Source organism: Synechococcus sp. Lug-A (assembly GCF_024345655.1).
In the GTDB taxonomy this organism is placed as follows: domain Bacteria; phylum Cyanobacteriota; class Cyanobacteriia; order PCC-6307; family Cyanobiaceae; genus MW101C3.
In genome coordinates, this window is the sequence record NZ_JAGQBN010000030.1 from 1 (window position 1) to 14,614 (window position 14,614).

Annotated in this window: 17 protein-coding genes and 1 tRNA gene; 11 read left to right on the forward strand and 7 right to left on the reverse strand. The window is 59.1% G+C overall.

The window, feature by feature from the left end; genetic code table 11:
* Window positions 1-308, forward strand: a 308-nt coding sequence (locus KBY86_RS14950; RefSeq protein WP_255141716.1) for an HRDC domain-containing protein, incomplete at its 5' end; no start/stop codon positions are given.
* Between the two features lie 123 nt (window positions 309-431).
* Window positions 432-1,544 (forward strand): 3-dehydroquinate synthase, encoded by a 1,113-nt coding sequence (gene aroB / locus KBY86_RS14955; RefSeq protein ID WP_255141727.1) that lies wholly within the window; start codon window positions 432-434, stop codon window positions 1,542-1,544.
* A 31-nt stretch (window positions 1,545-1,575) separates the two neighbouring features.
* Here aroB and KBY86_RS14960 read toward each other — a convergent pair whose 3' ends face one another.
* The 3 genes from KBY86_RS14960 to KBY86_RS14970 all read right to left on the reverse strand — a co-directional run bounded on the left by KBY86_RS14960 (window position 1,576) and on the right by KBY86_RS14970 (window position 4,422).
* On the reverse strand, window positions 1,576-1,923 hold the full coding sequence (locus tag KBY86_RS14960; protein WP_094510516.1) for a hypothetical protein: 348 nt from the start codon (window positions 1,921-1,923) through the stop codon (window positions 1,576-1,578).
* Window positions 1,924-1,973: 50 nt separating this feature from the next.
* On the reverse strand, window positions 1,974-3,548 hold the full coding sequence (locus KBY86_RS14965) for a serine hydrolase (protein ID WP_255141717.1): 1,575 nt from the start codon (window positions 3,546-3,548) through the stop codon (window positions 1,974-1,976).
* A gap of 460 nt (window positions 3,549-4,008) precedes the next feature.
* Window positions 4,009-4,422, reverse strand: coding sequence for a hypothetical protein (locus KBY86_RS14970; RefSeq protein ID WP_255141718.1), 414 nt, complete (start codon window positions 4,420-4,422; stop codon window positions 4,009-4,011).
* A gap of 218 nt (window positions 4,423-4,640) precedes the next feature.
* On the opposite strand from KBY86_RS14970, the gene KBY86_RS14975 reads away from it, so the two are divergent.
* Genes KBY86_RS14975 through KBY86_RS14985 form a run of 3 tightly spaced genes read left to right on the forward strand, consistent with a single transcriptional unit; the run spans window position 4,641 to window position 5,377 of the window.
* Window positions 4,641-4,811, forward strand: a complete 171-nt coding sequence (locus KBY86_RS14975; protein ID WP_255141719.1) for a hypothetical protein — start codon at window positions 4,641-4,643, stop codon at window positions 4,809-4,811.
* A gap of 50 nt (window positions 4,812-4,861) precedes the next feature.
* Window positions 4,862-5,050, forward strand: a complete 189-nt coding sequence (locus KBY86_RS14980) for a hypothetical protein (protein WP_255100924.1) — start codon at window positions 4,862-4,864, stop codon at window positions 5,048-5,050.
* Between the two features lie 12 nt (window positions 5,051-5,062).
* Window positions 5,063-5,377 carry a hypothetical protein gene (locus KBY86_RS14985; RefSeq protein ID WP_255141720.1) on the forward strand — a complete coding sequence of 105 codons (315 nt, stop codon included), beginning with the start codon at window positions 5,063-5,065 and terminating at the stop codon, window positions 5,375-5,377.
* On the opposite strand, the gene KBY86_RS14990 is transcribed toward KBY86_RS14985, so the two are convergent.
* Window positions 5,370-5,537 (reverse strand): transposase, encoded by a 168-nt coding sequence (locus tag KBY86_RS14990; protein ID WP_255141721.1) that lies wholly within the window; start codon window positions 5,535-5,537, stop codon window positions 5,370-5,372. The two genes, KBY86_RS14985 and KBY86_RS14990, sit on opposite strands and share 8 nt — an antisense overlap.
* A gap of 613 nt (window positions 5,538-6,150) precedes the next feature.
* Between KBY86_RS14990 and KBY86_RS14995 the strand changes: the two genes are divergently transcribed.
* The 3 genes from KBY86_RS14995 to KBY86_RS15005 all read left to right on the forward strand — a co-directional run bounded on the left by KBY86_RS14995 (window position 6,151) and on the right by KBY86_RS15005 (window position 7,008).
* Entirely contained in the window at window positions 6,151-6,315 is a 165-nt protein-coding gene (locus KBY86_RS14995; RefSeq protein ID WP_233132746.1) for a CsbD family protein, read from the forward strand.
* A gap of 43 nt (window positions 6,316-6,358) precedes the next feature.
* Complete coding sequence (locus KBY86_RS15000) at window positions 6,359-6,523, forward strand: DUF1328 domain-containing protein (RefSeq protein ID WP_255141722.1); 165 nt, start codon at window positions 6,359-6,361, stop codon at window positions 6,521-6,523.
* A gap of 230 nt (window positions 6,524-6,753) precedes the next feature.
* Complete coding sequence (locus KBY86_RS15005; RefSeq protein WP_315855874.1) at window positions 6,754-7,008, forward strand: CsbD family protein; 255 nt, start codon at window positions 6,754-6,756, stop codon at window positions 7,006-7,008.
* Between the two features lie 299 nt (window positions 7,009-7,307).
* Here KBY86_RS15005 and KBY86_RS15010 read toward each other — a convergent pair.
* A tRNA-Pro gene (locus tag KBY86_RS15010) sits at window positions 7,308-7,381 on the reverse strand.
* Window positions 7,382-8,370: 989 nt separating this feature from the next.
* On the opposite strand from KBY86_RS15010, the gene KBY86_RS15015 reads away from it, so the two are divergent.
* Window positions 8,371-9,279 (forward strand): cation diffusion facilitator family transporter, encoded by a 909-nt coding sequence (locus tag KBY86_RS15015; RefSeq protein ID WP_094510563.1) that lies wholly within the window; start codon window positions 8,371-8,373, stop codon window positions 9,277-9,279.
* Between the two features lie 473 nt (window positions 9,280-9,752).
* Window positions 9,753-10,655: a sulfotransferase family 2 domain-containing protein gene (locus tag KBY86_RS15020; protein WP_255141723.1), complete on the forward strand. Its 903-nt coding sequence runs from the start codon at window positions 9,753-9,755 to the stop codon at window positions 10,653-10,655.
* 496 nt (window positions 10,656-11,151) lie between these two features.
* Here the strand turns inward: KBY86_RS15020 and KBY86_RS15025 are convergent, their stop codons facing one another.
* Window positions 11,152-11,688 carry an exo-alpha-sialidase gene (locus tag KBY86_RS15025; protein WP_255141724.1) on the reverse strand — a complete coding sequence of 179 codons (537 nt, stop codon included), beginning with the start codon at window positions 11,686-11,688 and terminating at the stop codon, window positions 11,152-11,154.
* A complete protein-coding gene (locus KBY86_RS15030) occupies window positions 11,667-12,464 on the reverse strand; it encodes a hypothetical protein (protein WP_255141725.1) in 798 nt (265 codons plus the stop codon). The genes KBY86_RS15025 and KBY86_RS15030 overlap by 22 nt, the downstream gene beginning before the upstream one ends.
* 249 nt (window positions 12,465-12,713) lie before the next feature.
* On the opposite strand from KBY86_RS15030, the gene KBY86_RS15035 reads away from it, so the two are divergent.
* The gene (locus KBY86_RS15035; RefSeq protein WP_255141726.1) at window positions 12,714-14,420 is read left to right on the forward strand and encodes a hypothetical protein; all 1,707 of its coding nucleotides are present in this window, start codon (window positions 12,714-12,716) and stop codon (window positions 14,418-14,420) included.
* The last annotated feature ends 194 nt before the right edge of the window (window positions 14,421-14,614 follow it).

Here is a 14,614-nt window from a genome sequence, read left to right on the forward strand (position 1 = left end):
CGCGCCACGAGCGGCGCTCGCGGGCACGCAGCGGCGCGCTGAGCGGGGCCGCAGGCGCAGCCGGGGCCGGGGCCGACGGGCAGGGCGCCGATCTCGAGCTGCTGCAACGGCTCCAGGACTGGCGGCGGGAACAGGCGCGTGAGCAGGCGGTGCCTCCCTATGTGGTGTTCCATGACCGGACGCTGGTGGAGTTGGCCGCGCGGCGGCCGCTCCAGATCGCGGAACTGGCGGCGATCAGCGGCATCGGCGCTGCCAAGCTGGAGCGCTATGGCAGCGCCTTGCTGAGCCTGCTCAAGAGCGACAGCTGAGCCGGCCGCAGGGAGCCGCGCCTTACCTTCAGCACGATCAGACCCCCCTCCGTTCGAAGGGTCTCCGCAATGACCTCCAGCCAGCCCACCAGCTTCCGATCCGACCGCACGCCTGGCCCTGGAGTGGTGGCGGGGTCGCCGCTGCGCACGATTGAGGTGGCGCTGGCCAGCAATCCCTACACGGTGCGGATCGGTGAAGGGGCGCTGGAGGCGCTGGGCGGTCTGCTGGAGGAACGGGGCTTCGCGGCCGGCACCCAGGTGCTGCTGGTCACCAATCCTGAGGTGGATCACCACTACGGCGCCCGGGTGCTGGCCAGCCTGCAGCGGCACGGCTTCCACACCACCCGGCTGGTGATCGCCGCGGGGGAAGAGCAGAAGACCCCCGCCACCGTTGCCCAGATCCACGACGCGGCCTACGCGCAGCGACTGGAGCGGCGATCCCTGGTGGTGGCGCTGGGCGGCGGTGTGGTGGGCGACATGGCGGGTTTCGCCGCCGCCACCTGGCTGCGCGGCGTCCCCGTGGTGCAGGTGCCCACCACCCTGCTGGCGATGGTGGATGCGGCGATCGGCGGCAAGACTGGCGTGAACCACCCCGGCGGCAAGAACCTGATCGGCGCCTTTCACCAGCCGGAGCTGGTGCTGGTGGATCCCACCACGCTCACCACGTTGCCGGAGCGGGAGTTCCGCGCCGGCATGGCGGAGGTGATCAAATACGGCGTGATCGGTGACCCGATCCTGTTCGCCGATCTGGAGTCGGCGGCGGATCTCTCCAGCCTCGAGGCGATCGGCCCGGCCCGCCTGCAGCGGCTGCTGCAGCGCTCGGCTGCCGCCAAGGCCCGGGTGGTGGCAGCTGATGAACGGGAGGGCGGCCTGCGGGCGATCCTCAACTACGGCCACACCCTCGGCCACGTGGTGGAAACGCTCTGCGGCTACGGCACCGTGATCCACGGCGAAGCGGTGGCGATGGGGATGGAGGCCGTCGGTCAGCTGGCTTTGGCGATGGGCCTGTGGAAAGCCGCCGACCAGGAACGCCAGCGGGCGGTGATCGCCAAGGCCGGCCTGCCGCTGGTTCTGCCGCCGCTGGACGTGGAGGCCGCGATGCAGACCCTGCAGAGCGACAAGAAGGTGAACCAGGGGCAGCTGCGCTTCGTGCTGCCCACCGGCATCGGCCATGTGGTGATCCGCAACGACGTGGATCCGGCCCTGATCCGCCAGCTGCTGGCCGGCTCGCTCTGAGCGGCGACCGCGACGCCGCAGCCCCCTGGGCTCAGGCGCTAGTTGGTGAGCTATGCGGTTCGCCGGCCTGCGCCAGCAGCATCCGCACCATCAGTGAGAGCGTCTGGCGGTTGCCGCCCGCGGAACGCCAGGCCTCCAGCCACACCTGCAGCGGTGCGGATTCGTTGCTGCTGCCCGTTCCGTTACCGCTGGTGCCGGCGCCATTCGCAGCGGCAGGTTCTGCCGACAGGCGCGCCAGGAAGGCGGCGGCATCGTCGAGGCAGGAGGTTCCCTTGCCGAAACCATCGAGCCGGGGATCAAGCGCCGCCAGCAGGGTTTCCAGCTGCTGGCGGTTCAGCGGCGGCAGCTGGGGCGCACCATCGTGGCCATCATTGAACAAGGGAATGCCGTGAAACGCTGACCAAGCATCGCGGTAAAGCTGTCAAAACGTCACGGTTTCTGGCGAATGAACAGTCCCAGACCGTTGCGATCGAGGTTTCCGACCCACACGGTCGTGGGCACTCCGCCAGCGCCGGCCTGAAACGTGACGGCCGCAGGGCCAAAGGCGTTCTCGCCGCGGGGTTGATAGGAGAAGGTGTTGCCGCTCACCGGGGTGAGCGGGAAGCGCTGCGGCTCCGGGCCGATCAGCAGCTCAAGGCCGTCGGGCCTGCGGCGGATGTCGAGCAGCCCGAAGTAGTCGTTCTTGTAGCGGCCCACGTAGCGCTCCAGGGGCAGCGGCGGCACGACGACAGCGGGGGCCACCACGGCGGGGTAGTCCTGCTGGCTCATGCTCTTGAAGATGCCCTGCAGCAAGGGGAGGTAGTCACGGCTGACCTCCCCTTCCACCGCCAGATCCAGAAAGCTGAGCGCCACCGCTTCCGGCAGGCCCACCGGTTGGCCGTTGGTGAGCACCACGATGCCGAGCTTTTCGGCAGGCAACAGATACACAGCCGTGGCGGCACCAAGGAAGAAGGCACCGGAGTGGGAGAGCTGCACCAGCCCTGCTCCGTGCTTGCCCACATTCCAGCCGAGCCCATAGAGCCCGGCCGCATCGGTGGCTGGATCCGCCGGTGGGGTGCTGATCACCTGCGGGCGATGGGTTTCGGCCAGGGCAGCGGCCTGCAGCACGGGCTTGCCGGCAAAGCGGCCGCCGTTGAGCTGCAAGCGCAGCCAGCTGCCCATGTCCCGCGCTGACGCGCTCACCCCGCCAGCGGGAGATTCCGCATCGGCATCGCGATCGAAGCGCGCCACCCAGCCCTGAGCGGTGGGCACGTGCAGGCGGGCACGGTTGGCGTCGGCGATCAACGCGGCATGGCTGGAGGTGGTGCGCGTCATGCCCAGGGGCTTGTAGAGCCGCTCGCGCGAGATCGCCTCCCAGCTGCTGCCACCGGCACGGGCAGCCGCCTCTGCCGCGGCGGTGAAGCCGAAGTTGGTGTAGGCGTAGTGGGCCCGGAAACGGTTGTTGGTGCGCAGGAAACGCAGCCGGGACAGGATCGTGTTGCGATCGAAGCCGAGATCCTCCAGGTCGTCGCCGGCATGATCAGGCAGACCGCTGCGGTGCGAGAGCAGATCGCGCAGGGTCACATCTGGTGCCGTGCCGGCCGGACCGATGCGGGCCTCAGGCAGGGTGCGCAGCACCGGATCGTCCCAGCCCACCACCCCATCTCCCACCAGGGCCGCCACCACGGTGCTGGCCACCGGCTTGGAGAGGGAGGCCAGCTGGAACATCGTGTCGGGATCGACCGTTCCTGCCTGCCCCGCCTTGCGCACGCCGTAGCCACGCAGAAAAACCAGTTGATCGTTGTGCACCACCGCGATCGCCATGCCCGGCACGCCAGTGCGGCGTTGCATGGACGTGGCAAGGCCATCGAGGCGCGCCAGGGCGGCAGTGAGGGATTGCGGTGTGATCCGCTGGGCCGCTGCCGCCGCCCGTGCAGCGGGAGCCGCGGCGAAGCCTGTGGCGAGGCTGGCGGCCAGCAGGCCGGCAACCATCTGCAGGCGGGGGAGGCGGGAAGTGACCGGCACCGGGGCTTTGGCAGTACGGCCGGAAGCTAAGGCCGCTGCACAGATCCGCCCGCCTCTGAACGGGGATGGTCATGCCATGCGCCGGCGCGATGCCAGCAAGCGGGCATACTTGTCGAGGACCAGCATTTCACGGTGGTGGTGCCTTCGGGCAGGGGTCTCGGGTGGTGGTTCACCTGAGACCTTTCCATTGGCAAGGTCTGCGGATGGCCTGTCCTGAGCCAGTGCGGCTGGAGCTGTTGAAGCCGCGAGCGTTCTGCCGCGGTCCAGGGCTGTGTCTGGTCTGGTTGGTTCACGCCGAAGCGTCGCAACGGAGGGCCTCCTGTGAATGGACCGAAGACCGGTGCCACAGCAGATCTGAACGATTCACGTCGGCAGAATGTCTGCAAATCGTCCAAGTACCGCCGAACAGCCGCCCAGAGTTTTCCACATCTACCGACGCGACCCTGGCCTTGAGCTCTGCTTAGAAGTCTGCAGAAGTAAAGGATGACGGCGTCTTGCGACTAGTCTGAGCGAATAGCCAAGCGCTTGTCGCGGCAACGCCGATGCATGGGAGCAGGAAAATGAACTCGCCAATGCCAACTTGATTCGAAGACAAGGTGACAACCACAAGGAAGCTGACAGCGGCAAGCAGGCACAGGCAAAGTGAGCTTGCTCTTTGCAGGCTTGGAATAAAACCTGTGGCGACAAGGCAGACCCAAAGGGCAGGGGCTACGTAGATACCCCAGGCGAACCAGTCAAGGCTGTTCCAGGCGATCTCAAGAAGGGCACCAAGGCCTCTTGCTCGTGCAACCTCACCGATGCAAAGAAAGAAGAGTGCCAGCACAACGTATGGAACAACAACGATGGCCCCAACGGCATGAAGGAGTCGATTCATTTCTTGGCCTCCAGAGAAGCGCACATCCTCTAGCCCACCACACAAGACTGAGGCAGTCGCCATAAGTGCGCACTGAGAAGATGATCATAGCTTATTGATAGCGACTGAGGCTAATACGATCCATCCACTAGCGCCTTCACCGCGGCATCAAGGGCCTCAGCAGTGGCCCCAAGCTTCAACAGGTGGACATCCTGCTCAGCCATCCCGATAGTCCCCCCTTGCGTAGCGCCCTCCCGGTCAACGGCACCAAGGGCGGCAAATCCAGTGGCCAGTTGGCAGCCAGCGGCAGGAGCTACGGCATGGCCTGCAGCAAGGCCGGCGGCCCTGAGCTGCAGCACCTGGAGCAACGCCTGGATCGGACGGAGCAGTTGGTTGCGCTGATCGCCTAGCTGCTGGCGGGTTCTAGCCTCCCGCCAACCTGAAGCTCAAGCACCTGCTCATGCCCTTAAACCTTGAGAAGCTGGGCCGCTTCCTACTGCGTGGCCTCCGTATTGGCGCCAGCACGATCTCGATCGTGGAGCTGCTGCGCAGTGACTGGACCGGCGGCATCGGCGCCGGCTTGGCCTGGCTGGTGTTTCTGCAGGTTGAGCGGCGGCTTCCGCCGGTACCTCAGGAGCCCAAGACCTGATCCGTAGCCAGCTTGTTCGCTTTGCTGGCACACCCAGGCCTCCAGCGCCAGGCGCAGGTCATCAGGCAGATCACTGCCACGTTTCCCCTTGCCGTAGCGACGATCCTCCTGGGCATCCAGGATTTCGGCCCTGCGCAACAAGGCGTTGATCTCCTGCTCGAGATCCCTTTCCGCCCTGAGCATCCACTCATGGCTCACGGCCTTATGTTTGGAGGCATTGGCCTGAACCTTGTTGCCATCCAGCGCCACATGGCTCAGGCTCACCATCCCGGCTGGTTGACAGAGCCGCAGGATCTGAACGAACAGACCCATGAGCGCGTCAAGTGAGCGCGTCAAGGTTGCGGCGCCGGAACTCACTGATGCGGCTGTGGTCTGGCTGCTGGTTGGCCGTCAGCACCCGGAAGGCCAGGTCCTCGTAGCAGGCGCGCTCGATCCTGCGGGAGGAGACGATGCCCACGCAGTACGCATCGAGCAGCAGCAGCGTCAACCGCTTCGCGGAAGCCTGCCGGCTACATCCTGGGGGTAAAGCCCTTCTCCCCGCGGGGATCCTTGGCTTGAGCAGGGATCAGGACCTGTGAGAGATCCAGCTCATCCACCAGATCCAGCATGAATACACCTGATGGTCTTCTAAGCGCCAGTCACTGGGTGATGGCGGCAGCGGGTGGTCTGCTCTGGCTGCCAGGGGCGGAAGGTCTTGGGCATACCCCATTCTCTCGCCCAGATTGATTGCAGCAACTTAGATCTGGGCGGTTTCAGGGGCTTCTGTGGAGAGGCTGGCCGCGGTCTACGGGCAACAAACTCCTAGCTGCACCCAATCCTTCCTTCATGGGGAAGTGGAGGCGTAATGGCTGGTTTCGGGGAGTGCCCTGCACGGATTCACTGAAATGAAGCAGATGTGCTGACGATGCGCATCAATTTGCCCATATCAGAATATAGATGAATAAACTTACCAATCCTGCAGACTTAATGCAGAAGAGCTTAAGAAAGACGAAAGACCATTGGCGAATCAATGCTCGTGTTCATGAGCAGACTTGGAGCACATCCATATCACATGGATGTGCACATCCACAAAGGAGTCAGTCATGGGTATGGGAAAAGACATGAAAGCCACCGCTAAGAACATCGAAGGCAAAGTTCAGGAGGCCACTGGCAACATCACTGGTAACAAGAAGGATCAGCTAGCAGGCAAGGTCAAGCAAGCCCAAGCCAGCGGTGAACATGCCATGGAAGACCTGAAAGACACAGTGCGCGACGCCACCAACTAAATAGAGATTGCTCAGCTGATCAACACACTTTAGGAGCTTCGTCATGCTTAACTACGCCATTACTTTCTTTGTCATTGCGATCGTCGCTGCGGTCCTGGGCTTCAGCGGTATCGCCGGATCAGCTGCGAGCATCGCTCAGATCCTGTTCCTTGTGTTTCTCGTGCTTGCCGTGATCTCTTTCCTCACCGGCCGGCGCAGCGCAATGTGAATAGCAGCGTTAATCATAATGTTCTGCTCAGATCATTATGATTTGAGTCCAGTAATCAGTGGTTACTGACCATTGAACAACCCTGGACATGCAGTATTGGTTGCCACAGGTTTTCTTTTCATTGCACTAAACCTCTTTCCACCCTCGCTATCGTCACCATGAAGCACCACTTTCGTTTTCTGCGCCAGTTAGCCGCCACTTGCCTTGGCCTTGTCTTCAGCCTGCTGGTGTTGATCGCCACGCCGGCTTTGAGCGCTCCTGCCCAGGCCTCAGGAGCCTTCACTCTCAGCGCCTCCCCCTTGCCCCTGGCCTCCACCGCCGGGCGCGTCAAGGCTGGCGCCAAGGACATCGAGGGCAAGACCCAGGAATCGATTGGCAAGGTCACTGGCAACAAGGGAGATCGCCTCGCCGGTAAGGCGAAGCAGGCTGAGGCTAAAGGCCGGAATGCTGTTGAAGACGTCAAGGGCAAGGCCGGAATGGGCTGAGCCAGGATCAGTGGCCCGGCCTGATATCACGCCTGAAGACGCCAGGCCGGGCCGCTTACGTCTAGGAGCCTGTTGGTCTACGCGCAACAGGCTCCTAGCCCTGACGGAGTGATCTGAACTAGCACTGCCGCTCAAAACGGCCCAAGCCCGCCTTCTGGAACTGTTGCCACTGCTCCACAGCCTGCGTCGGCGAAGGGGGGTACGGATCTCCGTCCAGGAGAGGGCGTTACCTCAAGTCCGATGGGCTTCCGTCCATCCCATGGCCAACCGGAGGTGGTCACCCATCCCTGAAAAGTCAATCGGGGCGACAGGATTCGAACCTGCGACCTAGTGCTCCCAAAGCACCCGCGCTACCAAGCTGCGCCACGCCCCGTCGAGCCAACCCTACCGCACGCAACACCGGAAGCCTGCATCGCCTTAATCCCTGTGGCAGCAGCAGGTTTCAGCGCCCATTGATCACGCCACGCCCGTGCCTCAGTGCTTGTCAGCACGGCAAGCGTGAGCCTGGAAGGCTCAGCTGTGATCTGCACCAATCTGTTGGATCAACCTGGGATCCAAGGGAACCGCGCTGGACTGCCCGAACGCAGCCAACGCATAGACCTCGCCCCATACCGACGCGGCCGACCGGTTGGGGTGGGGAGATGTCTGCTGCCGCGCTCGGGTCCCGATTGCGGCACCTCAACGGAGCCGCGTGGGGATCCGCAGCCACGATCAGGCTGTTCCCAGAGCCTGCACTCACCGAAAGGAAGCAGAAGCAGAAGCAGAACGACCCGTTCAGAATTGCAACTCCTGCGTGGTTACGAATGAGGAAGGAAGGATGTCACAGCCGCCTTCTCGGCTTCTGGTGAATGGACACCCCATCGTGGTGTTGATGGACTCAGTCCATCCCTTCTGGCGGCAACCGATTTCCCTCCTCGCTCCGGGTAAGGCTCCGCGCCTGCAGCCGGGCCAACGGAGGCAGATGGTCCCAGCAAAGGGGAGAACGACACCGTCCCATCGCCCTGCTACGTCGCCGCACTCCATGTCCAGCTGCACCGACTCCCCCAGCTTCGACATCTCCGCCTCCCGCACGTCGCTGCTGACCGTCACCCGCAGCCTCTCGGTGGTGTCCATGGTGCTGGTCATGGTGTTCACCTCCGCCACCTTTGGCGCGCCAGGCCGTGAGTGGCGCGGGCAGCTCCGCCGAGCTCAACCCGCAGAGCCGGCAGACGGGCTGAACCCTGCGCAAGAAGCGGCACCCACGCCTGAGGCGTCACCGCCACTTCAGGCCCTGCATCGCAGAGCACCCTTGGTGGTTGGCAATCCTCTCCGGCGGCATCAGCATCGCCAGGGAGCGCCTTTCTGCCACCGCGCCCGGTATCAATGGGATTCGCTTCACCTCGCACCTACACCCTGGTTTCGGTAGGGGCGGCCGTGGCCACGATCGTGCTCAAAACCGCCGCCTGGAAACTCACCGGGTCGGTGGGGCTGCTCTCCGATGCGATCGAATCGGGGGTGAACCTGGTGGCGGCGCTCGGCGCCTTCTGGGCCCTCACGCTCGCCGCCAAGCCAGCCGACCGTTCTCACCCCTACGGCCATTTCAAGGCCGAGTACTTCTCCAGCGGGCTGGAGAGTGTGCTGATCGTGGTGGCGGCTTTGGCGATCATCACGGCGGCCGTGGGGCGACTACAGCACCCGGAGCCCCTGGAGCAACTCGGCATCGGCCTGGCGCTCTCTCTGGTGGCCACGGCCCTGAACGGCCTGGTGGCCTGGTTGCTGCTGCGGGCGGCGCGTCGCTTCCACTCGATCACGCTGCGGGCCGATGCCCACCACCTGCTCACCGACGTCTGGACCTCGTTCGGTGTGGTGCTGGGAATCGGACTGGTCAAGCTCACCGGTCTGACGATCCTCGACCCGCTGATCGCCATTGCTGTGGCGCTCAACATCCTGGTCACCGGCTGGAAGCTGCTGCACGAAACCGCCTCCGGACTGCTCGATCGGGCCTTGCCCGAGCCCGACCAGAAACAACTGGAAGACCTGCTCGCTGCCTACGCCACGCCGGAGCTGCATTTCCACGCCTTGCGCACACGCGTGGCTGGTTCACGCCGCTTCGTGGCCTTCCACGTGCTCGTGCCAGGCCACTGGACCGTGCAGGCCGGCCATGATCTCTGCGACCGGCTGGAGAGGGAGATCGCCCAGGCGCTGCCACGCACCCACGTGCTCACCCACCTGGAACCGCTCGAAGATCCGAAAGCCTGGGACGATCAGGGATTCGGTTGGGACGAGGGGTGAGGATCGGACGTGATGCCTCTTTGGACACGCTCAGGAGGCTGCTGGAAATGGGGGAAGAGATACGGGAGTTCGCCTGTTGTGTGACCGTCGTTGGTGCCCAACAATCTGGTTGAGTGAGCGGTACGCAGGGGCTGGCCAGCGGCTTGACCAGGCCGAAATGAATGGTTCGGAACCTTCCTTGTGGTCTTCCTGCTTCCCTGTTGGCCTCACTCGTGCCATGTCAGTCAAGAGGTTCGCCAAGACCAAGCAGCGCATGCCAGGCGGCACCTTCATCCTCTCCGCCATGACCTTTTGACGCTTGGAGCGCTGCCTGATCGTGCTCGTGCTGGTAGGCACCAACCCAAGCCGCAGGACCCCCATCAATCCAGCCCTTCCCTGCGATCGCAGGGTCATGGCTCAGTCAATGCGATGCCCTTTGCTGAGTTTCCCTGGGAGGCTCCAGAAGGACTGGATCATTTGTTTCGAAGCTTGCTTTGGATCTGAAGAATGGCAAGGGAAGCCTCTATCATCATCGAATTGCAACACGAAATAATCGTTCGACGATGATCATTAGGCACGATCTCAGATTGGTCTTTCTTCATATCCCGAAGTGCGCAGGCAAAGAGTTGCGTGCAGTCTTTTCTGCTGGCTCAAAACCTGAGGATATGGAAAGCTACTTCAGCTTTGCCTACAGTCAAAAGCTTAAACGGCACGTTGACTTGGCCCACCTGCCCATTGATGATTTAATCCATTTCCCTGCTTACCACTCTTTAAGAAACTACACCGTCATCGCTGCAGTGCGCAATCCCTATCAACGACTACGCTCTGCGATCAAGGAGTATTGTCGTCAGTACTCCAAAGAAGACGAACGAATTGCAAATCAAAGTGGGCCCACAATGTTATCCAGATCAACTTACATGCGAGAAGTACCGGTCAGGCACGGTCTACGCGATCCTCGGTTCGTTCACTCAATGCCAATGCACTGGTTCTCTCACTATGGGCAAGAACCGTGGGTTGACCATATTGTACGCTGCGAAAGCCTACGAACCGACGTGTGCAATCTTGCGCAAAAGCTGAATTTGCCGCCAGAAGTCGAAGATCTGGCGTCCAAGAATCTTGCAGACCAAGATCCTGCCGGCAACACCGAGGCCGTCACTCCGGAGGAAGTAAATCTCGCGAATACTCTGTATGCTGTGGACTTTGATGTGTTTGGCTACTCTCGGCTCCAGGCAGAAGGAACGAATCATGGCCTGATTGCCGAAACCATCTCTGCCCTAACTCCTGGTGAAAGGCATTCCCATAGCATTGGGCTTCTCGAAAGGGCACAAAGAGTGGAGTGGCACTGGGGGCCTGTGAGTGAAATCCCGAGCCAATCTAAAATGGCGCCAACAAGATAAGGCTTGAGTAGGGCCTCCTGAGATAGTGACGCATGGACTCACTCCACACAAAGGGAGCAGCCGCAACGGCGTGATAGCAAATTCTCTGGTTGCAGCAGTTCGATCACACAAGAGCGTGCATGGGGAGCCTCTGGCCACCTCATTCCCCATGAGAAGCTGCAGCCAGTAGGTACAAGCACATAGAGGCTCCCAGAGCTATTCGGATCCATTGCCAGCACATTCAATGCATTGGCTGAACTCTGGGTGACTGTGATTGTGTCGCGAATCAGACCCATCTCATCCTAATCGACCGATGATCGCTATAGAGTTTGCCGCCACGGGGACGGAAGAACTGTCTAACGCGAACGGATGACGATACTCGCGCTGTTACGTGCGGAGATCATAGGCCGGCTATTCGGCTTAGTGGAGCTGATCTGCGATCATTATCTGTGAGCGGTTCGGGCTTCTATCGTAAGCGAGAATGATGAAAAAAGCGCCAAACTGCTAATCGAGCATGCTAACCTACTTCGTAGAAGACTAAACTCTGATCATCTCGAGACGACTGTACTTGCTGAAAGACAGGAAGCTCATCATCAATGTATCCAGGAGTTTCCACCCTTACGTTCCCTGATTGCTCAACTTCATCCTGGCTGAGCCTGGCCACAACACTCCATGTCACACCACCATTAGAGCTGGAGCTGACCTCGGCTACTGTATTAAGACCTATTCTAGCGTTATAAGTAATATAGAGTGTGCCGTCATCTGCTATGCTCATTTGCATGTAGTCGCCGCTTCGGTAGTTAACAATCTCCTCTGGCTCGCTCCAAGTGTTAGCAGTAGAATCATAGCGAAGATAGACAACCTGTCCCTCTCCATTGTTGGTAGCAACATGGATATTTCCTTCGGGATCGGTTACAGAGCTGAAATGGGTCGCATTGGGATCGCGCTGGTCGTTGCCAAGCTCAATTAATACTTGATTCGTAATACGAGATCCAGTGCTGTCTGGATAGGCGAATTCAGCCCACTTCAATGTCAGCCCATCTTTATAGAGCAAGCCAACTCCCCTGTCAGTAACAATGACTTCCCCCGAAATTGGGCCATCACCAGTTGAGCTTGGGATGGTGCGGGGGGCCTGACCCAACTTGCCCCACCATCCATGCTGTAGGAAACCATTAAGCTAACGTCACCGGTCAATCGGTTAGTTGCCGTATAGGAAACGAATAGAGTTCCATCATCAGACTTTGCAACGGACGGTCTCTCGTAGATCATTGATCGATCTCGAGCAACATCGACGGTGGCTTCTATCTCCCAGGAAGCATCACTATCAGAGTAAGCAAGCTGAGAGAAGGCAATGGATCCAAAGTCAGTAGAAAATGCAACGTACAACTCGTCCCCAATCAATACACCATCGGACGTTGAGGAGGCATCTGAGCCTGGCAGGACTACCGAAGAATCCCAGCTCTCCCCTCCATTCACAGCTGTGTATAGTGTAAGCTCGCCAGTGTTGGGCAGAATATGAACGATGCCATCATCTGTGATCCAAGAATGCTCCTGGAATCGAGCTGAAATCATACCTTCACCACCTTCTATCGAGGTTGGCGTGCCCGTGATGGCGTCAATTTCGTCCTGAGTGAATGCGGCTTTAATAGAATAATAAGCCTCAAGAACCTGATCTTCCAGATTCGATCCAGCAACCTTCACTCCCGATATAGATTGAAGAGTTGGGAGTGTGTCTTTGGAGATACTCGTAGTGTCGAGTAACCAATCTGTTCTTGCTGAATCAGTGTGATCCAAGAGAGAGCGATCGACCTCGTTGAAGAAGGGAGCCACTCCTGCTTCACGGCCAATGGAGGCGGAAGGCCACCAAGGCTGGTTCCTAGTGAAGCTTTCAGAACAATCCACGACGCCACACTTAAATCAGAACTTAACCATCGGTGTCTTGCATGGTTTTGCAATAGTCCTGTAACAATTAACTTCTAGTTAAGAATCCGGAACGCCTTGGTTTGAACACAGGCTTCGTTGCGGGAAAGGCAGTATGGTAAAAAATGCGTAAAGTAAAGAAGATTTGAGTTAGTTGAAATGAGCATTAATCTCGCATTGTTAAGCTTCAATGAAAATTCGAACTTGTATGAATTTACTGAGGAAGAGCTTTTCATTCCTCTAGGTGAAGCCGTCACCACTCTGGCTGGAGACGATGTCATCAGAGTAACGGATTCGCTTGGAACGGGCCTGACGGTTGAAGGGTCGCTGGAAGCTGGAACAGGTAATGACAGATTTGCTGCAAGCGCGTCCGAAAACGGAATTTTCAATCTAGGTATCGTCAATACAGGTGATGGAAATGATGTGTTGGCTGGGCGAGGCGGCTCTGGCTTCGGTGTAACCAACTCTGGCTCCATTATCTTTGGAGGAGGGGAAGATGTATTGCTGGCCGAAGGCGTTACATCTGGTTTATTCAATGACTCCCTCATTAATATGGCCTCTGGGGCCGATGCGATCAGGGCGATCGGTCGAGATGGTGATGGAATCATCAACTCATCGGTGATCTTTCTAGGTGACAGTGATGACATCGTTAATGCAAGCAGCGAGGGTGATGATGGAATTGATAATCGTGGGTTGCTGGATGGTGGTACTGGTGATGACACAGTTAGAGGATCAAGTACTTCTGATGCTGGCATTGAAAACAACGGTGGAAATCTTTTCTTGGCAAGGGGTGATGACGCCATCATTGGCAAGGGCGGCCAATATGGAATCTTTAACCTGAATAGTGGGTTGATTGGCTCTGGCCCGGGTAACGACCTTGTTAAAGGTGAGGGCGCTGGCTATGGAATCTTTAACCAAGGTGGAATCAATACTGACGAAGGGTCTGATCAAGTTGTTGGAATAGGGGGGGCTTGCGGCATCCAGAACGAATCACTGATTCAGACATCAGAAGGAAATGACTCTGTGGTTGGCACTGGTGATAGCCTTGGTATCTCAATTGGTGAATCGGGCCGCATCTTCACTGGCTCCGAGGATGACACAATCGCGGGAGAAGCTGATAATGGAGATGGCGTTTCTAACGCCGGAACTATATTCACTGATGTAGGCGATGATCTCCTTATTGGCAATAGTGAGAATGGGATTGGGGTTGTTAATTCTAACCTGATTAACTTTGCTAATGGGTCCGATCGATTGATTGCGCGTTCACTTGATGGAGACTCCTCGGGCTTGCTCAATGATGGCGGCTCAGTCTTTATGGGTCGAGACGGCGACGCTGTGGAGGGCGAGAGTCTTGGTGGGTATGGAATCTCTAACATCAACAATGGCATTCTAAACGCTGGGTCTGGTGCTGATCAGATTGTCGGCATAGGCGGCTCAGCTGGTGTTTTTAATCAGGGAACCATTGATGCTGGTGCAGATGATGATTCTCTTGTGGGTCGAGTGAGAGGAGCAGAAGGGGCGGCCATCTGGAACGAAGGGTTTATCAGTATGGGAGAAGGCAATGACACGGTTGATGCCATCTTAGGAGGTTTTACAGGTGGTGGCATCGTTGATTTAGGGAATGGAAACGATGCCATCTTGGGTTTTGGCGATGTCAACGTGAATGGCGGGGCAGGCACTGATCGACTGCTGCTTGACCCTGGGACTTACCAGATTTCGGAAGGCGTAATGACGCGCTCTGGCTCTATTGCTGTATTGACGTTTCAAGGAATTGAACGGATCGGCAGTGCCACTTCTGGGGACAGCGTGAATCTTCTTAATGGCACTCTCGTCATTGGAGTGGATGGAGCTATTGCTTTTACCTAGATCCATTCTGCATGAATAGAACACAGCAATACTGGGTAGCCCCTTGGGCTATCTAGCGGTCGCTGAAGGCCCCCGCTTTCAGGAAAGATGACACCCCTTTCAATCGCACACCCGGGGGCTTGATGGAGCAGATCAATGCGTCGTTACAGCGAGGCCGTGAAGGCTGATGTGAGGAGACGGATGAGCCCGCCGCA